Source organism: Neoalteromonas flava (assembly GCF_002807685.1).
Classification (GTDB): domain Bacteria; phylum Pseudomonadota; class Gammaproteobacteria; order Enterobacterales; family Alteromonadaceae; genus Alteromonas_E; species Alteromonas_E flava.
The window spans coordinates 217,358-241,032 of the sequence record NZ_PEAX01000002.1 but is presented as its reverse complement, the minus strand read 5'-3'; the positions used below and the strand labels follow the sequence as shown (position 1 = coordinate 241,032).

Below are 23,675 nucleotides of genomic sequence, written 5' to 3'. Positions count from 1 at the left end.
AATAATCAGCGTTATCATGACTTTATGTTTTATGGTTCTCTTGATTGTAAAGAAAGTTGACATTGATTTTTAAAAAATTTAAACAGCTAGTAGAACTGAAGTAACTGTTAGGTCGGGCAGAACAGGTATAGTGCTTCAGGTTTTGAATGAGAAGTTAAGGTGTGGAACTAACCTCCTCCATAAGTTACGAGAAGCAGAGATTCTCGTAATGCGGTGAGGGCGACAGGTGATTTTACTACTTAAATACAAACTTCCAGAACTATGCTTTCGCTTGTTCGATTTGTTCGTAAAGCCAGTCTCTGGCCTCTGCTTCTTGGTGGAAAAACTGATACGGTAGCTCCGTTTGGTTGTATATGGATTCCCAAAATAGGCGCACCACATTCTCATAAGCCACGTCTTGCAGCACTATGGCTGTGGCAACTAACTGCTGCGTGCAGGCATACTGGATTGTGTCGATGAGTAAGCTTTTTGCCGCTGGTGGTAATAATGGCTCACCACGCAAAAGGACCAAACTTGCCCAAGGTTGATGATTGAGTTGTTCTCGATACTTTTGGGCCGTGCGTTGATAGGTGAATACCGCTTCGATATTGGCAGGCCCTAGGCCGCGGATCACCAATAAACCGTCCTCGACTGTAAGGGCAACATCGCCGTGCATAGCAAAGTTTCGATTGTTCAGGTTAACCTCCGTTGTTCAAATTTTTTAAACCGACAGACTAAATTTATCAACATCTGAATGTATAGAAGTGTAGTAGACTCAACTGCATAATTTCCAGATTCGTGATGTTTGCTCATGTCATTACTCGGTTCGGTTTTAGTTTTTCTCGCTGCTACGGTTATCGCAGTACCTTTATTCAAACGCTTACGCCTTGGCGCTATCCTCGGTTACCTATGTGCGGGTGTGGTGATAGGGCCCAGCGTATTGAATGCCGTTAATGATCCGGAAACCATTTTGCATTTTGCTGAAATGGGCGTGGTATTGCTGTTATTCGTCATTGGTCTTGAGCTTGAGCCTAAAGTCTTATGGCGCATGCGTAACCAGATTGCACTGAGCGGTGCTTCACAACTATTAGGGTCCGCGCTGCTCTTGGGTGGCCTAATGATGCTCTTGGGCTACTCATTGCAAACGGCGATTGTTGTGGGTTTGGCAGTCGCGCTCTCTTCAACCGCGTTCGCCATCCAGTTAATGAATGAACAGCGGATATTGCACACCCCTCCGGGGCAGCAAGGTTTTAGTATTCTGCTGATGCAAGATGTGGCTGTAATTCCCATTCTTTTACTAGTGGCGAGTTTTTCACCATTGCCCAGTGCATCTGAAACCCCTTGGTGGATGTCAGTGTTAGCTGTGGTGGGTGTATTGTTAGTTGGGCGCTTCTTGGTTAACCCATTCTTACGTTTGGTTTCGCGTTATGGCAGCAGTGAAGTCATGACCGCCGCTGCACTCTTACTGGTTCTAGTGACGGCGTTGTCGATGGAGCATGTGGGCCTTTCGATGGGCATGGGAGCGTTTATCGCAGGCATTTTATTAGCTGACTCTTCATTTAAGCATCAACTGGAAACCGAAATCGAACCTTTTAAAGGCTTGTTGCTAGGGCTCTTCTTTATTGCTATCGGCATGAACCTAAACCTTGGACTATTGGTGGATAAACCACTGGTAATCATTGCAGCTACGCTTGTACTCGTTGCGCTTAAAGCCATCATCATTTTTGCCATACTGAAGGCAAACAAGCAGAGTAATACTGACTCCACGCGCGTGGCCCTAATGCTCTCGCAAGGCGGTGAGTTTGCCTTTGTAGTAATGACACTAGCGGTTAGTTCGCAGGTGCTCGGCCAAGATATCGCTGCCATGGTTAATCTCGTAGTCGGCTTATCCATGGCTATAACCTCGCCTTTGGTTATCCTACATAGCCTTCTGTATAACAGTCGTAATTGCCCAGCGGTATACGATTCACAAAGTGATTCACCAGAGCCGCGTGTATTGATCGCGGGCTTTGGCCGCTTCGGACAATTGACTGGGCGCTTGCTAGCCGCTAACGGTGTCGCCTTTACTGCTATGGATAAAGATGCTGAACACATTGAGTTTGTTAAGAAGTTTGGCAATAAGGTCTTTTATGGCGATGCAACTCGCTTAGACCTACTTAAAACCGCGGGAATTGAGCATGCCAAGATCGTATTGATCGCCATTGATGACATGGATGCGATTACGCGGCTTGCCAAATTGATCAAAGAACACTTCCCAGATATTCAGATTGTTGCGCGCGCTCACAACCGTTGGCATGTAACCGAGTTGGCAAAACTGGGCGTTGATTACATTACCCGAGAAATGTTCAGTGGCGGAGTCGAGGCCTCCAAGCAAGTGCTATCCGCGATGGGCTACACCCAAGGGCAAACTGATTACATGGCTAACGTATTTGTGCAGCATGATATGAAGTTGCTGGATAATGCGATTCAGCAAGATAGCTCAATGGATGAGCTGATCCAAATTAGTCAACAAGGTCGGGAAGAACTCAAACAATTGTTTGCTGATGATAAACGCGAAATTTCGCCGAATTAGCCAGGCTGCTTGGGCTGATACTTGTGCCAGTAAACTAGCGCAAAGGCTCCGACATACATGGTGACGCCATACACACCGCAGGCAATGGCATAGCTCGGATCATCCAAAAAGGTCAAGGTGATTAAAATCGCCATTGAAGCATTCTGGGTACCGATTTCAATGCCTAGTGTGGTGGCATCGCGTGGTGATAAGAAAACCAGTTTAGCGATAATAACGCCAAGCAATGTTGCCAGTATATTTAGTGTTAGTGTGATCACAAAAACGCGGGGAAAGGACTCCATTAGCATAGTGCGCTCTTGCCAGCTGATCCCAGCGATCATGGCAATCATAAAGATAACTGCAAGCTTCCTAAAGACCGGCTCTTGGCGCTGGGCAAAGACTGGTGCTTTGTGGCGTACAAACAGGCCCAGCAATACTGGGATCAGAGAGATTACAATTAAACCCAACGTGGTATTGATTAGGGAAAAGTTAGGGCTATCAACACCAAAATAATGCAGACTAAATTGAATGATGAGCGGTGTGGTAAATACACAAATTAGTGTGGTAATTGCAGTTAGCGTAATTGAAAGTGCTAAATTTGCGCGCGCAATATGACTGATTAAATTACTTGTTGTACCTCCCGGGCAGGCTGCTAACACCATAACCCCAACCGCCAGGTAAGGTGGCAGTGCTAATACTATTGCTAAACCAAAGGCGAGCAATGGCAGAATGATCACCTGGCCGATCAGCCCGGCGATAACCGATTGCGGAATGCGCAGCAAGCGGGCAAAGTCATCGCGGGTTAAACTCAGGCCCATGCCGAACATGATCATTGCCAACACCAGCGGCAAGATAACCTGCGATAATATCGACCCTTGCATTAACTCATCTTCGCCAGCATAGATAATGGTGCCCATTTCATTAGCCGATAGAGGATCGCCCAAGGCCATGCCGGCACATAACTGTTAGCTGGCTCTTTTTCAATCGAGCGGACCAAGGCCTTACACCCGGTTTCAGTATCCACCATAAAGGGCGCAGCTTTCACTTTCTCATTGATTTCAGTTTGGATAAAACCAGGGTGGATTGTTGATACTTTGATTGGAGTTTTCATCAGATCAATGCGGATCCCCTCAGTAAGTGAGGTGAGTGCCGCTTTAGTCGCGGCATAAACAGTAAGAGCGCGACGAAAACCGCGAGCTGCACTGATCGAAGATATCGTGACTAGATGGCCATGATTTTGTTGACGGAAAATCCCCACAGCGGCTTCACATTGTGCCAAGGCCGACACAAAATTGGTTATAGCAGTTTGCTTGTTAGCATAAAAGTAACCGGTACCTACCGATGCTCCTTTACCCATTCCAGCATTTACAATCACACGATCAAGCGTGCCGAATTCAGCTTGAAACTCATTAAAGCAGGTAAACACAGCATCATGGTCGTCCACATCAAGAGGCTTAATCACAACGTTAACGTTCGGATTGATTGCCAATAGCTCCGCTTTTAACTCTTCTAAGCGTTCTACCCGCCGCGCGCAAAGTCCTAAATTCCGCCCCATCTTAGCGAACTCGATGGCCATGCCTTTGCCGAGACCAGAGCTTGCACCGGTAATAATGATATTTTGTCTTTGCATGTAGTTAACCTGCTTTTTCAATAATTTTCTTACACCGACGGATCAAGTAATTGACGAAAAACCAATAATGTTTATATGCCGGATTGCGCGTTTGTTTGTGATAATAGCGATAATAGATTTGTTGCGCGATAGCCGCCAAGCGAAACAGCCCGTAAACCTCGTAGAAGGCAAAATCTGCTGCGTGATTTCCAGTCTTTTCGCAGTAATAATCGATCACTTCTTGGCGAGTCATCATGCCGGCTAAATTTGTCGGTTGCTTGCGCGTGGATTGCATTAATTTGTCATCGCTAGCTTCAACCCAATAGGCGAGGGTATTACCCAGATCCATCAGAGGATCACCAATGGTGGCGAGTTCCCAATCCAAAACTCCGATAATTTGAGTTGGAGTTTCTGGTGCCAGTACCAAATTATCAAAGCGATAGTCATTATGCGTTATACAAAGGGATTCCTTACTGGGTAAATTACTAATTAACCATTCCGTGACCCGTTTAGCCTTGGGCACGTTCCAAGTCTTAGCGTTCTGATAGCGTTTGATCCAGCCACTAATTTGGCGCTCAGTATAGCCAGCTCCTTTGCCCAAGTGTTCAAGCCCGGCTGCCTGATAATCCACTTGGTGCAAATCAATCAACGTATCAACGGCGTTTTGACAGAGTGTGGCGACGTCTGACGAAGATAGTTTCAACTCGCGCGGTAAGTTTTTGCGCGGGATGATACCATTGAGCTTTTCCATCACGTAAAAGTCACTACCGATAAGCTCTGGATCTTCACAGTACCCTAAAACTACAGGCACTTTATCAAACACTGGTTTCAAGTCATGTTGCAGGCGAAACTCGCGCTGCATATCGTGCGCCCCTTTGGCTTTTGTGCCATCCGGTGCGCGGCGTAAAATGATGGAGCGATTAGCAAATGCTAAACAATAGGTCCAGTTTGATACACCGCCACTGTATTGTGTGACTTCAGGAGAACCTTCAAGCCCATCAATGGTGCTGTCTAGCCAAGGCTGTAGCTTTGCCAGATCCAATTCTTCGCCAGGTCGAACGGCGCCCGCGGTATCGACTAACTTATTGGGCATAGCGTTTAAGCTCTAGGCGAGTCACCATGCCCTTATGGACTTCATCTGGGCCATCTGCCAAGCGCAACGCACGCGCGCCAGCTGCAAAGCGAGCCAATGGAAAATCATTGCACATGCCTGCGCCACCATGCAGTTGAATTGCCATATCGACCACTTGCTGCAGCATATTTGGTACCACTACTTTGATGGCAGAAATATCTACCATGGCATTTTTAACCCCTACGTTGTCAATCTTCCAGGCTGCGTTTAGTGTCAATAGGCGAGCTTGTTCAATCAACATTCGTGCTTCGGCTATGCGTTCGCCATTACCGCCGAGTTTTACCAAAGGCTTGCCAAAGGCAACCCGTGAAAGCCCACGCGTAATGGCGAGTTCTAGCGCTTTTTCTGCCATCCCGATCGCTCGCATACAATGATGAATACGACCTGGACCAAGACGGCCCTGTGCTATGGCGAAACCCTTACCAGGGCCCACCAGTAAATTACTGCGGGGTACCCGCACATTATCAAATACCATCTCACCGTGCCCATACGGGGCATCAAAGTCACCGTATGCGGTGAGCATGCGCTCAATGGTTATGCCTGGGCTATCGAGGGGAACGATCACCATACTGTGTTGATTGTGGCGATCATTCTCTGGATTTGATAACCCCATAAAAATGGTGATCTTGGCATTGGGATGCCCTAATCCAGTCGACCACCATTTACGCCCATTTATAACGATTTCATCCTCACCAATAGCGATATCAGCTTGCATATTGGTGGCGTCGGAAGAAGCTACTTCAGGCTCAGTCATACCGAATACTGAGCGGATTTCTCCGGCTAACAAAGGCGTTAGCCACTGCGCTTTTTGGGCCTCATCACCAAAGTGATACAGGACTTCCATATTCCCGGTATCTGGCGCATTACAGTTGAAAATCTCGGGGGCAAATAAGCAGCGACCCATTTGCTCAGCTAAAGGTGCATATTCCAAGCAGCTCAACCCTTGTCCGAGATCAGCATCCGGTAAAAATAAATTCCACAGTCCCTCTGCTTTGGCTTGCTGCTTGAGAGCCTCTACCTGCGGGTGCAGCTGCCATTGACGCCAATCACCATGGTTATTGTGCTGATGCAAGAAGTGATAAACATCATCCTCGATAGGCTCAACGTGGGTTTGCATAAATGCTTTGACGCGAGCTAAGTAGTCTTGGCAGCGTTGACTATAACTAAAATCCATAGTGACCTCGTGGAAAGATACCAAAACATAAGTCTATTCTATGAAAATTAGTAAGTTAAATTAATTTTGCTGATAAATGGTTATGACCAATAAGTGCTTTCAAACAACTAAAAGCTCCCCAATGAAAAGTTTAATTTATTGATAAAATTGACTATATCTGCATGTTTTTCGCAATCGCTGAATGCCAGGTGGAAACGCAACTGTCGCCAAATTGACAATCACCCAAAATCGCAGCTAGTCGGCCTCAAAGAACCGCTCGATTAATCCCAGATCAGTGCTTTAAAGTGCTTACGACACATCGATTCGTAGCGATCATTGCCACCAATTTCCACTTGCTCTCCGGCGCGCACGGCATTGCCTTGTTCATCAAGACGCACCACAAAGTTGGCTTTGCGACCGCAGTGACAAACGGTTTTCAATTCGAACAGTTTATCAGCCCATGCCAATAAGTAATGACTACCGGCAAAGGTTTCGCCGGTGAAATCGGTTCTAAGGCCGTAGGCCAATACTGGAATATCTAACTCATCAACGACTTCTATCAGGTCTTTGACTTGAGCACGTGAGAGAAACTGCGCTTCATCAATAAACACACAATCGATCTTTCCTTGACTAAGCTGCTCTTGAATATCGTTAAACAATTCGGTTTCAGCCTTGAACAGGCGGGCTTCCGCTTGCAATCCGATACGCGAACTGACTTTACCCACGCCATAACGATCATCAAACGCCGCGGTGTAGATGAGCGTGCGCATGCCGCGTTCTTGATAATTGTATGCAGACTGCAGTAGCGCCGTCGATTTACCCGCATTCATCGCGGAATAATAAAAATAAAGTTGTGCCATGGTAGAAGTAAAAATGCTTTTTGTGGGGATTATACGGTATTTGAGGCAAAAAAAACGGCCCTTTGAAGGGCCGTTTTTAGACTATCTTAGTGTTTATGCTGCACTTGCTGTGCTGTCTACCTGAGTTTGCTCTGGCTTAAGTAGATTTAAGTCGAAATCAAACTCATCAACACGAACGGCAAGTTTACGCTTAGCGTCGTAGCTTAATAAGGCTGCATGTTCTTCTTGAGTAAGCTCGCCTTTCTCCAACAACGCATTAACTGCATTCTCAAAAGAAACAAACGGTATTACCGGTGACTTGCGTAGAGCTTTTTGCACTTTGCCTAGCAGTGGCATCACCGCATGTTTCGCTTTAAATGCTTGCTCATTAATATCGTTACCATCACCTGGCTCAGTCACTACTAGGTGAGTCAGTTGTGCTTTGATACTGCTATCTTGCAACGAAGCGGTGGCCAATTCACGTACCAAGTCATCTGAAATTTGGCTTACCGATGAAGTGTAAGTGTTGGTCAATACACGCATCAAATAACGAGTCGCGGTGTTCGGGAAGTTAGCGATGAAATCAACCAATGCTTTTTCCGCTTGCTGTAACGACCACTGAGCGGCATATTCAAAATACGGCTGCGCTTGTTTACGGTCTTCCACACGTTGCTCATAGAAACGAATGGCTGCCATAGTGCCATATAAATAGCTCATCATGTCACCAAGACGCGCAGACAATAGCTCAGCTTTCTTCAAATCGCCACCCAGTACTAACAAGGAAAGGTCAGCTAATGGTGCAAGCTTTGCTGACAAGGCGTTTAAACGTTTCTCGTATTTACGTACTTCTGGTAGCGCTGATTCAGTGCCACGCAAGAACGGCAGATACGCGTTAACCTTGCTGCGGAATGCATTCTTAACACTGAACTTGACTGTTTTACCCAGCACTTTATTGAATTCAGCATCGGCTGACTTGTCATCACTGTGGATGAGATCAACCATTTCCTTCAAGTATGGGTGGCAGCGCATTGCACCTTGACCAAATATCATCAAACTGCGTGTTAGGATATTAGCACCCTCAACAGTGATTGCGATTGGTAGCGCAGAATAACCGCCAGCCAAGGTATTTTGCGGACCTCGTTGAATTGCTTTACCTGCTTGTACGTCCATCGCAGAGTTGACCACATCACGGCCAAGTTCTGTCATATGGTATTTGGCAATAGCGGTAATAACCGAAGGTTTCAAGCCTAAACCTAATGCTTCAGTGGTTAACACGCGCATCGCTTCCAGTAAGAAAGTCTTACCTGCAATGTCAGCCAACTTATCTTGGATACCTTCAAAGCGACCAATTGGAACACCAAATTGCTCACGCACAAATGAATACTCAGCGGTCGACTTAAATGAAGACTGTGCTGATGCAACACCCATTGCTGGTAATGAAATACCACGACCAGCGCCGAGGCAGCTCACTAGCATTTGCCAACCACGACCGATGTTCTTCTGGCCACCAATGATAAAGTCCATTGGAATAAATACGTTTTCACCACGGGTTGTTCCGTTATAGAACCGCACACCCATAGGATCATGACGATTACCTAACTCTACGCCTGGGTGATCTTTCGGTAATAACGCACAAGTGATGCCTAGCTCTAGTTTGTCGCCCAATAAACCGTTTGGATCAAACACTTTAAACGCTAAGCCTAGTACAGTCGCAATCGGTGCAAGCGTAATGTAACGCTTGTCCCAAGTAACCGATAAACCGATCACTTCTTCGCCGTTGTACTCACCTTTGGTGACGATTGCTGCGTCTGGAATCGACCCAGCATCTGACCCTGCTTCAGGGCTTGTTAAGGCGAAACAAGGAATGTCTTGGCCAACGGCTAGACGCGGTAGCCAATAATTTTGTTGCTCTTCAGTACCGTAGTGCATCAATAGCTCGCCCGGACCTAACGAGTTTGGCACCATTACAGTAACGGCGATGGCGCCGCTCTTGGCTGCAATAGTGGCAACAATTGTTGAGTTAGCGTACGGACTAAACTCTAGACCACCGAATTTCTTCGGGATGATCATTGAGAAAAATTTGTTCTCGCCCAAGAAAGTTAAAATCTCTTGAGGGATGTGGTTGCTGTTTTGTAGTTCAAAATCATCAACCATCTTCAACAAGGTTTTAACCGGGCCGTCTAAAAATGCTTGTTCGTCGGCACTCAATGTGGCTTTCGGAATATTGCGCAATACTTGCATATCCGGTTTGCCGCGATAAATAGAAGATTCAATCCACACGTCCCCTGCGTCGAGCGCTTCTTGCTCGGTAATTGAAATAGGGGGTAATACTTTCTTTAAGCTTGTTCTGATGCTCATAATACTCATCCGCTCATCTGACCAGTTGTGAATATATACTACTCCAATTTCTGAGAAGATCAAAACTTGCTAATGAAATGTTCATGGTTTGTTATCAAAAATTGTACAAAAAATAGTCTAAGTGTCTGATTTAATTGAAATGTAGATGTATGAAATTGAATACGCCAGTATTAAAATTAATACGCTAATGTGAAGCATTATTTACGCTTTTGCCGAAATTTTCTTCAAAAGGTGTCAATCGAGACACCCTTACTTTGCGGTATATACCCAAAAAACTGTTTTTTACTCAGCATAATAAGCGGCGTGCCGTTATTATTAATAGTCCCAAGTGCGTTCTATACTTGTTAGAACAACCACTAAGCGGGTCAAAGGGAGAAAGGAATGATCAATTTGCAACAGCTATTACCACGTCGGGTTATAGGTATAGCTCTATTAGGCTTAGCTGCACTCAGCATTGGTATGCCCGTTCAAGCGAACGAGCAACGCGGTTTAGAGGTCGCCCAACAGCGTAAAAATGCCGATGTTGGCTGGGGCGATAGTGCCGCTGATATGCGTATGATTCTGCGCAATGCGCAAGGGCAAGAGTCAGTGCGTGAGATCCGAGTGCAATCCCTAGAAGTGCCTGATGATGGTGATAAAGCGTTGACCATTTTTGATCACCCTCGCGATGTCAGTGGAACGGCTTTTCTAAGTTTCAGTAAGGCGCTAGAGCCTGACTTACAGTGGATTTATTTGCCGGCGATTAAACGAGTGAAGCGCATCAATTCAAAGAATAAGTCCGGCCCATTTATGGGCAGCGAGTTCGCGTTCGAAGACATGACCTCGTTTGAGATAGAGAAATATAGTTTCAACTACATTGGCGAAGAATCCATCAATGGCCGTAAAGCTTTTGTCGTAGAGCAAGTTCCGTTGGATCCGAATTCAGGATATACGCGGCAGAAGACGTGGGTCGATCAAGAACATTTTTATGTTCACAAAACTGAGTTCTATGACCGCAAAGACAGTTTATTGAAAACCCTAACCTTATCTGATTATAAGCAGTACAAAGGCAAATTCTGGCGCGCCCACAGTGCTGAGATGTATAACGAACAATCGGGTAAAAGCACGCTGTTGATGGTAGATGAGTTTCGGTTTGATGTGGGCCTGAACGAGGCTGACTTTGACAGCAACAAATTGAGAAACGTGCGCTAATTATGCAAATTTGTTTTTTGCCTTCTGCTATGAAAATGCTAAGAATCCTTACCTTAGGGGGAGTTTGTATATCTGCTACGGCGTTAGCGCAGGACTTTGAAATCAGCGGAGAAGCAGGGGTTGAACAACGCTATTATTTTGAAGATCCGTTGCTACCCGAGCAAGAGCGAGCGCAAGGGTCGTTGTATGCCGCGCCAGAGTTTTATTATAGCGGGAACGAAGGCGATGATCGCTTAGTGATTAAACCCTTTGCGCGGGTCGATCAACATGACGGTGAGCGCACGCATTTTGACCTGCGTGAATTTCATTGGTTGCATCTTGCCAGTGATTGGGAGTTTATTGCAGGGATCAGTAAAGTTTTTTGGGGGCAAACGGAGTCATTGCATTTGGTTGATGTGATCAACCAAACCGATTATGTAGATTCGGTTGACGGCGAGACCAAACTTGGTCAGCCGATGCTTAATTTTTCTTACTTCAGTGAACACGGCAGGTTTTCAGCCTTTGTTTTACCTTATTTTCGTGAGCGCACGTTTGCAGGTCTGGATGGCCGGGTAACACCACCGTTTTTAATTGATACTGATAATCCGTTGTATGCATCTGATAATGAGCAATCCAATATTGATTACGCCTTACGTTGGCAGCAAACCTACGGTAGCCTCGACCTCGGAATATCGTATTTTGCTGGCACTAATCGTGATCCTTATTTAGCACCTTCGATAGATCCAGATACCGGGCGGGTGAAAGTACAACCGTACTATTCACAAATTCAACAAATAGCTATTGATGCGCTGGCGGTAGTCGATGCATGGTTGTTTAAATTCGAGGGTATTTACCGCCGTGATGAGCAGGAAAATGTGCCAGATGCATTGCGCGATCAAGTCAAAGATGAGTTTTTCGCCGCAGTAGCGGGCTTTGAGTTTACTCAGGTTGGGATATTCAATACCCAATACGATTTGGGTTGGTTGGTCGAATACCAGTTTGACGAGCGTGAAGAAACGGCTTTTGTATTTGGTCAAAATGATCTGATGGTTGGGTTTAGGATTGTGGTTAATGATATTGACGGCACAGAATTTCTAATTGGCGTCGTACAAGACTTAGATAACTCAAGCAGCTATACTGGATTTATCGAAGCCTCTAGTCGTATAACCGATCAATGGCGTTGGAAACTCGATGGCTACTTTTTTGCCAGCGATGATATTAGCGACCCGCTATTCTTTATTCGCAGAGAAGACTTTATCCAGTTCACCCTGGAATATTATTTTTAAACAAGGAACCTGAATTATGTCACGTCGTTTGCTCAGCTCTTTTTTGACTGCTGCTGCTTTGCTCGTCGCAGCCAATGCGGCTGCTACTGAACGGATGTACGCAGTTGTCAGTGCCGGATATGCAGATAATGAGTTTGCCCAATATTCTGATGGCAGTGTTGCGTACAAACTAGCCGTTGGCCATCAATTCCATCCGCAGTGGTATGTAGAGGGCGGTTATCAACGCATCGCAGACGATGCTGCGAGTGACGGCAATCCCGCGAACGGTTTAGAGGGGGATGCATTGTTTGTCTCGGTGCTAGGTAAAGCCGCATCACGCGAAGGGGAACTTTTTTATCGAGTGGGCGTAATGCGCGCAGACTTACAAGGAAGCGTTGTATTTGACGATATCGTCGAACCTTACGATGACGGCGTTATGGCTGGTATCGTAGGCATAGGCTTTGATTATTATGTCGGCCTTAACACGATGGTACGTTTAGAGGCTGAATATATCGGTGGTGAAGATGATTTTCAGTCCAGCGCGGTTTATCTAGGCTTCCGCTACAACTTTAACTAGACGCTTTTATGCGCTACAGCGGCGGGGATTGCTAGTAGCTCCTGCCGTCTCGGCGCAGCCAATTAATCAGTTATTCTGCGCTCTGAGTACACCCAACAGTTTGATCTTACAATGCTCTCTTTAGCGTATTGACCGTTAGATACATCTAAACGACAAAGGTAAACGTTTGAAGAATGAAATCGATAGTCACTTTATCTTAGGCGTTTTCGACAAGATCCGGCAGCACGGAGAGGTCGTAGACAACGAATACCACTTGGAAGGTGTGAAGGCCTTTACCGATTTTGATGGCTACACTGTTTTTATTGAAGACGCGTTGGTTAAACTTCGCTTTGGTTTTCATAATCAATACCATTTTGACTATGAAAAACAGGAACACATGGAAGCGTTTGAACAAAAACTAAAACAGATAGATAAAAATTATATGTCGTAGTGACTTGTTCGCTGACGTACCTGTTCTAACGCATGTTTTAATTCTTCGATAAGTAAGGGCTTAGAGATATGCATGTTCATTCCTGCGTTTAAACAAGCCTGAACATCTTCATCTCGCGCGTTCGCTGTAATCGCAATAATCGGAATATTATGAGCTTTGGGATTATCCATCTGGCGGATTCGCTTAGTAGTCTCGTACCCGTCCATCTCCGGCATCTGACAATCCATTAAGATAATATCGATGTTCTCCATCTCGGTCTCAAAAATGGTTAATGCTTCTAGGCCGTTATTGGCAACACAGCAGTTATATCCCAGTTGAGTTAACATCTCAGTGGTTACAAACTGGTTAATATGATTATCCTCCACTAAAAGAATGTTGATTTCAGAGTTAGGCGAAGGTTGCTGAGTGGTTTGTTCTACCTGGCTGACAACTTGTGAGCTTGGATTGGTAGCTTGAACAAATTCGGTTAATGGGGCTAACCCCTGATGCATCGAATAACAGGCGTTAACGCCCAAAGAGTTACAGGTTTCTTGTAAATCACTGCCATTATTGCCATCCACAAATGCAATGGCATCAGCCGAAACAATCCCTTTGTGCATCAGGGTTTTGATGAACTCGATGCCGGCCATACCGACCAAATCTTGGTATATGATCACTCGGAACATATTACCCTGACTGAGCTGACTCTTAATCCATTGCAACGCGGCTGGTGCAGAGGGTTGAATTTCAACCTGCAAATTATTCGTGGCGGCAAACTCCCGCCAAACATCGGCTGTCTCGACATCACTGCAGACCACGAGCGGTAACGTAGGAGTGTGTTTATCAATCTGCGCAACCTTTAAAGGGAGAGTGAGAGTGAAGGTCGTTCCTTTGCCAAGGGTGCTGGCTACGCTAATATCACCGCCTAATAGCTTGGCAAGTTCTTCACAGATGGATAATCCAAGACCAGTCCCCCCGCGAGAGCGGCTAGAGCTTTGGTCGACCTGAGTGAATTTGTCGAAAAGTGTGTCTAATGCCGCTTCGGGGATGCCAATCCCAGTGTCAGATACGGCGAATGAAATAGTTTCCTTGTTGCACGAGAGGTGAATGCCGATCATACCCATATCGGTGCATTTAATAGCATTACTGATCAGATTTAGAATAATTTGTCGGAGTCGGTTGGGGTCAGTGAAAATTGCGCTGGGCACATTATCATCGATGCTAAGCTCAACCCTTACTGGTTGACTTTTTTCTTTCAACTGGGCGCGAGTATTATTTTCAATATCGGTAAATAAGTCGCGCAGATGGAGAGGTTGCTCGCTGATTGCAAGCTTGCCCGCTTCAATCTTAGAAACATCTAAAATATCATCAATAATCGCCAACAAATTACGCCCGCTAGCCGCAATTAACTGATTGTATTCACGCTGTTTAGCGTCGAGTTGCGTCGCCGCCAGTAATTGATTGATACCCAACACACCATTCAATGGCGTGCGGATTTCATGACTCATATTAGCTAAAAATTCACTCTTGGCCTGATTGGCTGCGAGCGCTTTTTGTTCAACACGTTTGATGTCGGTTATATCTTGAAAAGCCCCTCGAAGGCTAACAGGATGCCCATCTTTATATTCTGCAAAGCCGACTGCACGTACCCAAATTCGGTTGTTTTTAGCCGTTATAAAGGGTAATTGTTCATCCCATGTTGAACCATTTTGAATGGCTTCAGCGATTGCTGCTTCGATCACGGGTTGAGCCTCAGGTGCATAAAAGTTAATCGCGGCCGCTACGTCGATAGCGGTCCCAATCGGAATTTCATGGATCCGGTAAACTTCATCTGACCACCAAAGTCTATTGGTCTCTAAATCCAATTCCCAGGCACCAAGTTTGGCGATTTCTCCGGTGGCTTCTAACAATTGATTGATGCGTGAAACTTCACGTTCTGCCGCGCGTTGTTCGGTAATATCGCGTGCTAACCATAACGTACCGGAACTTCTGTTTCCGCTTGAACTGATCGCGGTGAGGGTTAACTCCACGTCTAGTGATTGGTGCTCGGCACTTTGCAGTGCTAAATCCAATGACATACTTTGCTGTGAGAGTTTGCGGTGCAAAGCTGCTAATAGTTCGGTATTTGTTGCATCAAACGAAAGGTCAAGATGCACTTTTAACGCGGCGAGTGACTTGCCAGTTAATAAATCAAATGGCGTAAGCTGGTCGACTAAATCTACGGCTAAGTAGCCCAGCCTTTCAGTAACACAGGCATTGGATAATGTTATGGTACCTGCTTCATTGGTTGAAAGCAGTAAGATCGGTGCACTATTAAGGATGGCCCGTTGTAAATTACTGGTTTCTATCAAGCGGCGCTCGAGGTATTTCTGCTCCGTGATATCTGTCAACGAACCCATATACTGGTGAGCACCTGCTGAGTTGACAGTATGGTGTAACTCAATGATGGCCCAGAACTCTTTACCACTCTTGTTATAAAGTAATAACTCACTGGAAATGTCTTGTTGCTCGTGACATGCCTGCTGGAGTTTTTGGATTTCTAACAGACTGGTATTGCGCCCTGTCAGGTCGACTATATTCTGAAATTCTCCTTCTAATTGCCCCGTCAAACGAGAGAACGCTTCATTTCCCAAAATGATATTCAGCTGACCATCAGCAACAAAAAGTGCGCTTTTTGATTGTTTAGTTAGCGCAACTAACTGTTCCTTATCAGCACTCAATTGTCGCGCTTGCGATTGCAATACTTCCTCTTTGCGCTGATGCTTGGTGGTCTCAGTTATCGTTACTATCATTTGTTTTTGATCGTCAGTGGGTGTCAGACTCACACTGATGTAAAAGATATGCTGCTTAGAGTTTAAAGCTGGGAAACTGTTGCCTTTACCCATTTCACGGGGCTGCTCTTTATTGAAGAAGCCGGCAATTAGATTATTGTGTCCCGCACGGTATTCTTCAGGTAGTAATTGCTGGATATTTGCGCCGATTAACTCAGGCTCTGAATATCCGAACATGGCATGGGCATATTGATTAGCAAAATGAATTTGGCCTTCTCGATCGACGGTCAAGATACCACACGCAGACTTGGCGACGAGTTGTTGATAGAAGGCGTTATCCATCTAACTTAATCCATCCAAACGTTAAGCAATTTTCTTATATTTAAGCAGTTTGGTTGACAGAAAGCGAGTTTGCTTCTGCAAGTCAAGGTAATGCAGTTTTTTTTGAACCCTTTCAGCCCCATGCTATTCTTGAGTCAAATTCTTTAAGTGATGGTTTTTGTGTCTAAAATACAGCCGCCCAAATTTGAATGGCGTTTCTTATTACCGCAGTTTTGGCCGATCTGGTTCGGTGTCGTATTACTTTATCTGATCAGTTGGCTGCCGCTGGGCGTGCTCAGGGTTTTGGCAAAGGGTAATGCATGGTTGCTTAAAAAATTAGTCAAAAAGCGCGTTGCTGTGGCGCGCAGAAACTTACAGTTAACTTTTCCTGAGCAATCAAATGAGGAACGAGAGCGCCTTTTAGATCAGCATTTAGCCTGTGCTGGCATGGCAATATTTGAGACTGCTTTAGGCTGGTGGGCACCTGAATGGCGGATAAAACGGTTGGGGCGCGTCGAGGGTTACGAACATGTTGAGGCCATACTGGCCCAAGGAAAAGGCGCATTTGGCTTAGCCATTCATAATATGAACCTAGAATTAGCCTGCCGCATACTTGGCTATCGTCATCCTAGTATCGCGTTTTATCGCAAACACAACAATCCATTGATGGATTACTTGCAATATCACGGCCGTAATCGCTCCAACAAATATATGATCCATAAGCGCAATGCCAAGGCATTGTTGCGGGCTCTGGATGAAAAGGAATTGTGTTTGTACCTGCCGGACCAAGACTATGGTCGCTTACAGAGTATTTTTGTTCCGTTTGGTGGCGTTGCTCAAACCGCGACTACCACAGCAACCTTGATGTTTGCACGCCGAGCGAATTGCATTCCGCTAATGGTTTCTCCGCAATACAGTAAAAATGGCTATGTAGTAAAATTTTATCCACCAATGCCGGATTTTGCCGATAAAGAGGACAGAGTCGCGTTAATCGAGTTGAACCAGCAGATTGAAGCGTTGGTCAAAGAGCAGCCAGAAAGTTATTTGTGGATGCATAAACGCTACAAAACGCGTCCTAGCGAGCATTATCCAAGTTTATATGATTAAATAGTATAGGTTGGAAGTTAGTTGGCGTTCACTTACGCGATAAGAGCAGCTGAGTTAGTATGAATACAAGTTCGAACACATTGTTTTGGGTTAAGCATTTGGGGCTCGCGGTGGCGTTGATCGTCATAGCCGTGGTAGTCGTTACCCTGCAAGAAGAAACAGTGTCGACACCCGAGCCTGAAGGTGCACCGGCGAAGCGTTCGGTTGCCAGTGGCCTAAGTGCGTTCTATCAAGAGTTTAGAATGAGCTCTAATGATCCAATCAAGGAGGAGGCCGGCGACTTTGTGATGGAGTTAGGTGCCGATGAACGCCCGCTCGATCAACGTTTACAAAGCATGACCAGCGAAGCGCGGCCTGTTAGTGGGCGATGGGTGGGAGAGAAAAAATACCGCACCTTCAAAGCCGGGAACACGTTGCGGGAGGCACTTTCTTCTTTTGCGCAGCAAGAAGGTATGCAAGTGATCTGGGATTTGGATCAGGATTTTGTGGTGAAGCATCAGTTCCAAATGGATTCGACCATTGCTAGAGCGGTAAAACAAATCGCTAATGCCGTCGACAGTAACTTCGTTGGCGATGTGCACGGTTATGTATGCCCTAAGCAACGCTCTCTGGTGATCACGGCCAATGACACTGAATATTTAACCGAGCATTGTGTGCGCGCAAATTAATTAAACGGCCGTTTACTGAAATGTTCGTTGGTAGAATTTACTCACAAACTCCCTACACTGCTGAAGTTCCGGCGTGTCAGGCACCGCCGATTCGCCATTCAGAGCACCTTGATGGATTGCCTGACGCATAGTTAAATATGCGCCCTTAAGTTGTTCCCCTTGTTGCTGAGTAATCACTCCAGCGTTTACTGCGCTATCTAAGATTCGTAAGTTATCTGGCCACTCCATTAGTTCTGGGGCCTTGTGAGCATGTGCGAGTACCCAGAATTGAGTTAAAAACTCGATATCCGTAATACCACCCGGCGCTTGCTTAAGGTCAACGCCCTGCGCTGATGGTTTAAACAAATGAGCGCGCATTTTTTCCCGCATTTCATAAACCGCTTGATTTAATTCTTTGTCTATACGAGGGAGGCATAGAACTTTTTGTCTGACTTTATCAAAGGATTGCTTGAGGTGAGATTGCCCCCATACCGGACGAGCCCGCACTAACGCTTGATGCTCCCACGTCCAGGCGTTTTCCAATTGATATTGCTGAAAGCTCTCGATATGACTACACAGCATGCCAGAATTACCGTTGGGTCTGAGACGTAAATCAATCTCATAGATATGACCTAGCTGGGTGGTCGTTGCCATTAAATGCATAACACGTTGCACGACTTTGACATAAAACTGCGTAGCGCTTACCGATTTTACGCCTGTGGTGTTTTGCTCTGAATTTGCATTGTGCAGGAAAACCAAGTCTAGATCAGAGCCATAGCCCAGTTCTAAGCCACCAAATTTACCATAGGCAACCACACACAGTCCGGCATTTTCTATCGTCTCACCTTCGGGCTCGCCATAACGTTTACTCATATCTCGCCATGCAGAACGTATAACGCTGTCCAGTAATACTTCAGCCAATGCGGTTAAATGGTCGCTTACTGCATTGGTGGGCAGCGTATCGCATACGTCGGAAGCAGCAATAATCAGTTGTTGACTGAGCTTAAACTGACGCCAGGCATTCATCACGGCTTCAAGATCATCCGGATCGATGCGTAACATCGACTGTTGCAGTTGGCTTTGAAGTTCGTCCCGAATCGCTGCAATCGTTGTGGGTCGATGAGCGAGGTAACTGGGATCAAGCAACTCATCCAAAAGCATTGGGAAGCGCGCAATTTGTTCGCCAATCCACGCGCTTTGACCGGTGAGGAAAAGCAGTTGCTGGCGAGCGGGTGGATTTTCCAAGAGTAAATCCAAATACGCTGTACGACCAGCGATACTGCATAAAATAGCCACAATTTGCTGCATCGCATACTGCTGCGAAGGGACACTTAGAATATCAAACAAGATTGCTGGCATAAGCCGGTTAAATACATCCGCACCGCGTTGCCCCATGGGTATTTTGGTTAAGCGCTGTGACAGGTGTTGGCAATGCGTGAAAAGATCAGAAATGAGCGCTGATGACATATAGGGTGAGAGTAATTGCTGCCACTCTTCTGCGGATAACTCGACTGTCCATAAATCTTCACTCAATGCATACAAGGGATCAGCTTTGTCTATCGCCTCTTCAGGGGTTTCCATAAGTTGATGAAAGTAACTATTGATCCGCTTTTGAGCCGCATTAATACTGGCATAAAGTGCGTTCCAATCGGTTTGCCTTAGCATAGCTACAATGCGTGCCTGTTCGTTTACTGTAGTGGGTAATTGCTGGGTTTGTTGATCATCAACTTGTTGCAAGCAATGTTCGACTTTGCGTAAAAAATAATAGTCAGTCAGCAATTCGTCTCGCTCTGCTGCACTCAGAATATCGACGTGTACCAGCCCGTTGATTGCCTCTAATAGCGATGAGGTTTGCAATAGTGGATATTTGCCTGCATGAATGATTTGCATGCTTTGAACAAAAAATTCGACTTCCCTGATTCCGCCAGCGCCAAGCTTGATATTGTCAGATAAGCGTTTTCTGCGCACTTCCTTCTCAATCATGTGTTTCATACTGCGTAGCGATTCAAGCGCAGTGAAGTCAACGTAGCGCCGGTAGACAAAAGGACGCAACAGTTGGGTTAATTGCTGATGAAAGGGTGAGGGCGGATTGATGATCCGCGCTTTTAACATGGCATAGCGTTCCCAATCTCGACCTTGTTGCTGATAATAATCCTCGAGAGCGTCAAAATTTGCGACTAACGGGCCACTTTCACCAAACGGGCGCAAGCGCATGTCTACGCGATAAACAAAGCCATCAGCAGTTACGGTATCCAAGGTAAATATGATGCGTTGCGCGAGCTTGGTAAAAAACTGCTGATTCTCAAGGACTCTTTGTTTCTTATCAGTCGCCACGCAGGTCTCGCCCTTTTCCGGATAGGCAAAAATTAAATCAATATCAGAGGAAAAATTGAGCTCGTGCCCGCCAAGTTTGCCCATTGCCAAGATGCACAAGGGTTGCGGCTGATTGTCTGCGGTATGCGGAGTCCCGTAACGCGCTTGTAATTGGTTATATTGCCAGTTGTACGCAGCCATTATCAGCGCATCAGCAAGCAGCGATACTTGCTGTAATGAGACGGCAATGGGTTGTTGTTCGATCAAATCCAGGTAAGTGATCGTAGCTAGTAATGAGTGACGTGCGATGCGTAACTGGCGCATTAGATCAACTTCGCTGCTGACGTCGGCAGTGAATTGAGCAATGGCAGATTGCAGGCCAATGGTTAAGCTATCAGTACTCTCAAACTCCCTTAATTGTTGGGAAAACTGCACGATATACGAGCAAACACTGGGGTATTGATAGCAAATACGACGAGCAAACTCGCTCATACTGAACAAATCCGCAAGGCAACGACATTGTTGCGATGACAGTTGGATATCCTGCTCAACTAACCAATCTATATGGAATTGGGATTGTTGCGCTAAAGAAGTGTCATTTACAGAATTGGTTGGCATAATAAAAACGAAAGCTCACAGCTGCATCATGCAAGTGTGGCATATTCAGCTGATGAACAACAATGATCGTATGCACAAAAAATGTAGTGTGCGATAAAACGTAACTTGGAGCGTTATGGATACTTTGGTGAAGCTTAACCCTCTACCCAGTGATCTCTGGGTTTATTTGTCTATTGATATCAGTATCGCGTTTGTATTGTTATTTATAGTTCGCTGGTTTTCGGGTCGCATCAGCGGTGTTAGTGTCACCAATGAATTGGGCAGTAAAGACAATTTCGCGTTCGGGATCAGTATGGCCGGGCGTATGTTATCACTATGTTTGGTGCTGGGTTCGGTGGTTGGTCGTCATGTGGGAGAGGGTTACCAAAGTGCTGCAATCGGCATGATATTGTTTGGCTTTGTTGGTATCGGACTCGTGCGAATAGGTCGATACGCGCACGACAAACTCGTCCTTAATCGACTCGATAAAGACAAGATGATTGACGAGAAAAACGTCAGTGTCGCAATCGTGGATGCCGCCAGTGCAATTGCTAGCGCAATTATGCTCAAAAGTATGTTGCAGTGGGTCGAAGGAACCGATGTAAATGCGCTTATTGCAATAACCTCAGGCTTCGTTGTAGTGCTTGTGGTGTTGTTACTGATGACGCGCTTTTACGAGCTCCGCTTCGCTAGCAATAATCAAAATGATTCGTTTCAAAAAGTATTGTGTAAAGGGCATATGGCCGCAGCGATTGAACATTCTGGAAACTTAATCGGCACTGCGCTAGTGGTCTCTACCGCTGCGACATTGTTGCAATATGATGCGCAAACCTACGTAAGTAATATTACTGGCTGGTTGATTACTAGCTTAGCTCTGGCCGTTGCATTGCTGGTTTTAGTCACTATTGCTAAGCGAGTCGTGCTGAATGGCCTAAATTGGAAGCAAGAAGTGGATCAGCAGCATAATATTGGCGTGGCAGCAATCCAATGCGTGTTAAGTATAGGTATCGCCTTTATCGTGATCGGAATTTTTACTCAGGCATAATAGTAAAGTCTGGCAAATCCAGTTTGCCAGCGATTAATGCGAGCTTATTTTGCCGGGGTTGTTGCTTTATCCAGCGCTCAGCTTTTGATGCAATCGAGCGGTTTGCTAAGGGGCAGGTATACATGAGTTGCAGCGGTCCTTTGCCTTTCAAAGCTTTAGCACCTTGTGGTTTGCCTGCATGCTCGCTTAAGCGCCGCTCAACGTTAGTTGTAATTCCGGTATATAATTGACCCAGCCGATTTTCAATAATGTAAACATACCAATTTGATTGTGCGGGTTGCGCAGCTGATTTTTCTTGATTCACTGGTATACTCTGCCCATCTCATACTCTTTGAATTTTAACACTCATGAATCTACCAGATTTTAGCCAGGCGCGTATCCTCATTGTTGGCGACTTAATGTTGGATCGCTATTGGAAGGGTTCGACGGCGAGAATTTCTCCAGAGGCACCGGTTCCTGTGGTGCGAGTGGGGGACACCGAAGACCGTCCAGGTGGTGCAGCAAACGTTGCTTTAAACGCGGCATCGCTAGGGGCTAAGGTCACCTTGTTAGGCATGACTGGGGAAGATGAAACGGCGCAAGTGTTGATGGGGAAACTCAACGCGGCAAATATTCAGTGTCAATTCGCCCAGGTTAGCGGATTTGATACCATCACCAAATTACGTATCTTGAGCCGCAATCAACAGCTGTTGCGCTTAGATTTTGAGAAGAGCTTTGAAGCCGTTGACAAGCAATCATTAACTGAGCAATTTCACAGTGCCATCGGCCAAGCGGATGTTGTCATCTTATCCGATTACGCTAAAGGGTGCTTGAGTGCTGCAGCGGATTTAATTGCTATTGCACGCGAACACAAGGTACCTGTGGTCGTCGATCCAAAGGGCAATGATTTCTCTAAATATACCGGCGCAACTGTGGTGACACCAAACCTGACAGAGTTCGAGCAGATTGTCGGGGAAATCGAGGATGAATCGGTTATTGAGCAACAGGCGCAGAAGCTTAGAGACAAACTGGCATTAGACGCGTTGCTATTAACTCGCTCAGAACACGGAATGTCGCTTTTTGCTGCGCATGATTCACCGTTACATCTACCGGCGAAAGCTCGAGAAGTCTATGACGTGACTGGTGCAGGTGATACGGTAATCTCAACCCTTGCTGCCAGTATTGGTGCGGGGAGTTCTCTAGCTGACGCTTGCGTGCTTGCCAACATCGCAGCCAGTATTGTGGTCGGGAAATTGGGCACGTCAACGGTATCAACTACTGAATTAGCTGTTGCTTTGCGTGATGAAGCGCACCCAGATGGTGGTGTGATGAGTGAATCGCAACTTAAACAGTCGGTACTTGCCGCCAAACATCGCGGTGAAAAGGTGGTGATGACCAATGGCTGCTTTGATATTTTACATTCCGGCCATGTTGCCTATTTAACCGAAGCGGCCAAATTAGGTGATCGCCTAATTGTTGCAGTCAACACTGACGATTCAGTACGCAAGCTCAAAGGCGAGGGACGTCCTATTAATTCAGTGGAACGGCGCATGGCCGTATTAGCAGGGCTTGCTGCCGTAGATTGGGTAGTACCATTTCACGAAGATACACCACAGCGTCTAATCGGCGAAATACTGCCTGACGTGTTGGTGAAAGGCGGGGATTATACCATTGAGCAAATAGCTGGTGGTCAGGAAGTACTGGCCAATGGCGGTGAGGTGAAGGTCTTGCTATTTGAAGAAGGTGTTTCAACCACAGGCATCATCCGCCAAATCGTCGATCGCGCTTAATCGACAATCGATTGATCCCAGTGCGTTAGCCTTGTAAGCTAGCGCTACTTAGCTGTGCTTTAC

19 protein-coding genes are annotated in these 23,675 nt (G+C 46.0%); 9 read left to right on the top strand and 10 right to left on the bottom strand.

All coding sequences use genetic code 11. The annotated features are described in order from the left end of the window. Positions 1–259: 259 nt before the first annotated feature. Positions 260–655 (bottom strand): hypothetical protein, encoded by a 396-nt coding sequence (locus tag CSH92_RS04955; RefSeq protein WP_240612738.1) that lies wholly within the window; start codon positions 653–655, stop codon positions 260–262. Positions 656–790: 135 nt separating this feature from the next. On the opposite strand from CSH92_RS04955, the gene CSH92_RS04950 reads away from it, so the two are divergent. Continuing rightward, on the top strand, positions 791–2,551 hold the full coding sequence (locus tag CSH92_RS04950; RefSeq protein ID WP_100656507.1) for a monovalent cation:proton antiporter-2 (CPA2) family protein: 1,761 nt from the start codon (positions 791–793) through the stop codon (positions 2,549–2,551). On the opposite strand, the gene CSH92_RS04945 is transcribed toward CSH92_RS04950, so the two are convergent. The 6 genes from CSH92_RS04945 to CSH92_RS04920 all read right to left on the bottom strand — a co-directional run bounded on the left by CSH92_RS04945 (position 2,548) and on the right by CSH92_RS04920 (position 9,669). Beyond that, complete coding sequence (locus CSH92_RS04945) at positions 2,548–3,411, bottom strand: bile acid:sodium symporter family protein (protein WP_100656726.1); 864 nt, start codon at positions 3,409–3,411, stop codon at positions 2,548–2,550. The genes CSH92_RS04950 and CSH92_RS04945 overlap by 4 nt on opposite strands. Further along, entirely contained in the window at positions 3,411–4,160 is a 750-nt protein-coding gene (locus CSH92_RS04940; protein WP_100656506.1) for an SDR family oxidoreductase, read from the bottom strand. The genes CSH92_RS04945 and CSH92_RS04940 overlap by 1 nt, the downstream gene beginning before the upstream one ends. A 4-nt stretch (positions 4,161–4,164) precedes the next feature. Beyond that, positions 4,165–5,232 (bottom strand): phosphotransferase family protein, encoded by a 1,068-nt coding sequence (locus tag CSH92_RS04935; protein WP_100656505.1) that lies wholly within the window; start codon positions 5,230–5,232, stop codon positions 4,165–4,167. Continuing rightward, complete coding sequence (locus tag CSH92_RS04930) at positions 5,222–6,445, bottom strand: acyl-CoA dehydrogenase family protein (RefSeq protein WP_100656504.1); 1,224 nt, start codon at positions 6,443–6,445, stop codon at positions 5,222–5,224. The genes CSH92_RS04935 and CSH92_RS04930 overlap by 11 nt, the downstream gene beginning before the upstream one ends. Positions 6,446–6,705: 260 nt before the next feature. Continuing rightward, a complete protein-coding gene (locus CSH92_RS04925) occupies positions 6,706–7,284 on the bottom strand; it encodes a thymidine kinase (RefSeq protein WP_100656503.1) in 579 nt (192 codons plus the stop codon). A gap of 93 nt (positions 7,285–7,377) precedes the next feature. Beyond that, on the bottom strand, positions 7,378–9,669 hold the full coding sequence (locus CSH92_RS04920) for an acyl-CoA dehydrogenase (protein ID WP_276307857.1): 2,292 nt from the start codon (positions 9,667–9,669) through the stop codon (positions 7,378–7,380). Between the two features lie 333 nt (positions 9,670–10,002). Here CSH92_RS04920 and CSH92_RS04915 point away from each other — a divergent pair, with 333 nt between their 5' ends. The 4 genes from CSH92_RS04915 to CSH92_RS04900 all read left to right on the top strand — a co-directional run bounded on the left by CSH92_RS04915 (position 10,003) and on the right by CSH92_RS04900 (position 13,063). Continuing rightward, on the top strand, positions 10,003–10,812 hold the full coding sequence (locus tag CSH92_RS04915) for an outer membrane lipoprotein-sorting protein (protein ID WP_100656501.1): 810 nt from the start codon (positions 10,003–10,005) through the stop codon (positions 10,810–10,812). Between the two features lie 29 nt (positions 10,813–10,841). Further along, complete coding sequence (locus CSH92_RS04910; RefSeq protein WP_240612736.1) at positions 10,842–12,077, top strand: hypothetical protein; 1,236 nt, start codon at positions 10,842–10,844, stop codon at positions 12,075–12,077. Positions 12,078–12,093: 16 nt separating this feature from the next. After that, a complete protein-coding gene (locus CSH92_RS04905; protein WP_100656500.1) occupies positions 12,094–12,633 on the top strand; it encodes an outer membrane beta-barrel protein in 540 nt (179 codons plus the stop codon). A gap of 166 nt (positions 12,634–12,799) precedes the next feature. Further along, positions 12,800–13,063: a DUF3081 domain-containing protein gene (locus tag CSH92_RS04900; RefSeq protein ID WP_100656499.1), complete on the top strand. Its 264-nt coding sequence runs from the start codon at positions 12,800–12,802 to the stop codon at positions 13,061–13,063. Here CSH92_RS04900 and CSH92_RS04895 read toward each other — a convergent pair. Next, a complete protein-coding gene (locus CSH92_RS04895; RefSeq protein ID WP_100656498.1) occupies positions 13,051–16,155 on the bottom strand; it encodes a PAS domain-containing hybrid sensor histidine kinase/response regulator in 3,105 nt (1,034 codons plus the stop codon). The two genes, CSH92_RS04900 and CSH92_RS04895, sit on opposite strands and share 13 nt — an antisense overlap. 159 nt (positions 16,156–16,314) lie before the next feature. Here CSH92_RS04895 and lpxL point away from each other — a divergent pair, with 159 nt between their 5' ends. Continuing rightward, a complete protein-coding gene (gene lpxL / locus CSH92_RS04890; protein WP_420807490.1) occupies positions 16,315–17,241 on the top strand; it encodes an LpxL/LpxP family Kdo(2)-lipid IV(A) lauroyl/palmitoleoyl acyltransferase in 927 nt (308 codons plus the stop codon). 59 nt (positions 17,242–17,300) lie between these two features. Next, the gene (locus tag CSH92_RS04885; RefSeq protein ID WP_100656496.1) at positions 17,301–17,909 is read left to right on the top strand and encodes a toxin co-regulated pilus biosynthesis Q family protein; all 609 of its coding nucleotides are present in this window, start codon (positions 17,301–17,303) and stop codon (positions 17,907–17,909) included. A 12-nt stretch (positions 17,910–17,921) separates the two neighbouring features. Here CSH92_RS04885 and glnE read toward each other — a convergent pair whose 3' ends face one another. Beyond that, positions 17,922–20,819, bottom strand: coding sequence for a bifunctional [glutamate--ammonia ligase]-adenylyl-L-tyrosine phosphorylase/[glutamate--ammonia-ligase] adenylyltransferase (gene glnE / locus CSH92_RS04880; RefSeq protein ID WP_100656495.1), 2,898 nt, complete (start codon positions 20,817–20,819; stop codon positions 17,922–17,924). A gap of 115 nt (positions 20,820–20,934) precedes the next feature. Between glnE and CSH92_RS04875 the strand changes: the two genes are divergently transcribed. Continuing rightward, positions 20,935–21,843, top strand: coding sequence for a DUF350 domain-containing protein (locus CSH92_RS04875; protein WP_100656494.1), 909 nt, complete (start codon positions 20,935–20,937; stop codon positions 21,841–21,843). On the opposite strand, the gene CSH92_RS04870 is transcribed toward CSH92_RS04875, so the two are convergent. Beyond that, positions 21,830–22,147 (bottom strand): GIY-YIG nuclease family protein, encoded by a 318-nt coding sequence (locus tag CSH92_RS04870; RefSeq protein WP_100656493.1) that lies wholly within the window; start codon positions 22,145–22,147, stop codon positions 21,830–21,832. The two genes, CSH92_RS04875 and CSH92_RS04870, sit on opposite strands and share 14 nt — an antisense overlap. A 43-nt stretch (positions 22,148–22,190) precedes the next feature. Here CSH92_RS04870 and hldE point away from each other — a divergent pair, with 43 nt between their 5' ends. Beyond that, the gene (gene hldE / locus CSH92_RS04865; protein WP_100656492.1) at positions 22,191–23,612 is read left to right on the top strand and encodes a bifunctional D-glycero-beta-D-manno-heptose-7-phosphate kinase/D-glycero-beta-D-manno-heptose 1-phosphate adenylyltransferase HldE; all 1,422 of its coding nucleotides are present in this window, start codon (positions 22,191–22,193) and stop codon (positions 23,610–23,612) included. Positions 23,613–23,675 lie beyond the last annotated feature (63 nt).

Excerpts from the sequence above, each read along its gene's own strand:
- CSH92_RS04925 (WP_100656503.1), bottom strand. The coding sequence starts at position 7,284 with ATGGCACAACTTTATTTTTATTATTCCGCGATGAATGCGGGTAAATCG.
- CSH92_RS04955 (WP_240612738.1), bottom strand. The coding sequence starts at position 655 with ATGCACGGCGATGTTGCCCTTACAGTCGAGGACGGTTTATTGGTGATC.
- CSH92_RS04885 (WP_100656496.1), top strand. The coding sequence starts at position 17,301 with ATGAATACAAGTTCGAACACATTGTTTTGGGTTAAGCATTTGGGGCTC.
- CSH92_RS04905 (WP_100656500.1), top strand. The coding sequence starts at position 12,094 with ATGTCACGTCGTTTGCTCAGCTCTTTTTTGACTGCTGCTGCTTTGCTC.
- CSH92_RS04945 (WP_100656726.1), bottom strand. The coding sequence starts at position 3,411 with ATGCAAGGGTCGATATTATCGCAGGTTATCTTGCCGCTGGTGTTGGCA.
- hldE (WP_100656492.1), top strand. The coding sequence starts at position 22,191 with ATGAATCTACCAGATTTTAGCCAGGCGCGTATCCTCATTGTTGGCGAC.
- CSH92_RS04910 (WP_240612736.1), top strand. The coding sequence starts at position 10,842 with ATGAAAATGCTAAGAATCCTTACCTTAGGGGGAGTTTGTATATCTGCT.
- CSH92_RS04940 (WP_100656506.1), bottom strand. The coding sequence starts at position 4,160 with ATGCAAAGACAAAATATCATTATTACCGGTGCAAGCTCTGGTCTCGGC.
- CSH92_RS04895 (WP_100656498.1), bottom strand. The coding sequence starts at position 16,155 with ATGGATAACGCCTTCTATCAACAACTCGTCGCCAAGTCTGCGTGTGGT.
- CSH92_RS04930 (WP_100656504.1), bottom strand. The coding sequence starts at position 6,445 with ATGGATTTTAGTTATAGTCAACGCTGCCAAGACTACTTAGCTCGCGTC.
- glnE (WP_100656495.1), bottom strand. The coding sequence starts at position 20,819 with ATGCCAACCAATTCTGTAAATGACACTTCTTTAGCGCAACAATCCCAA.
- CSH92_RS04915 (WP_100656501.1), top strand. The coding sequence starts at position 10,003 with ATGATCAATTTGCAACAGCTATTACCACGTCGGGTTATAGGTATAGCT.
- CSH92_RS04875 (WP_100656494.1), top strand. The coding sequence starts at position 20,935 with ATGGATACTTTGGTGAAGCTTAACCCTCTACCCAGTGATCTCTGGGTT.
- CSH92_RS04950 (WP_100656507.1), top strand. The coding sequence starts at position 791 with ATGTCATTACTCGGTTCGGTTTTAGTTTTTCTCGCTGCTACGGTTATC.
- CSH92_RS04935 (WP_100656505.1), bottom strand. The coding sequence starts at position 5,232 with ATGCCCAATAAGTTAGTCGATACCGCGGGCGCCGTTCGACCTGGCGAA.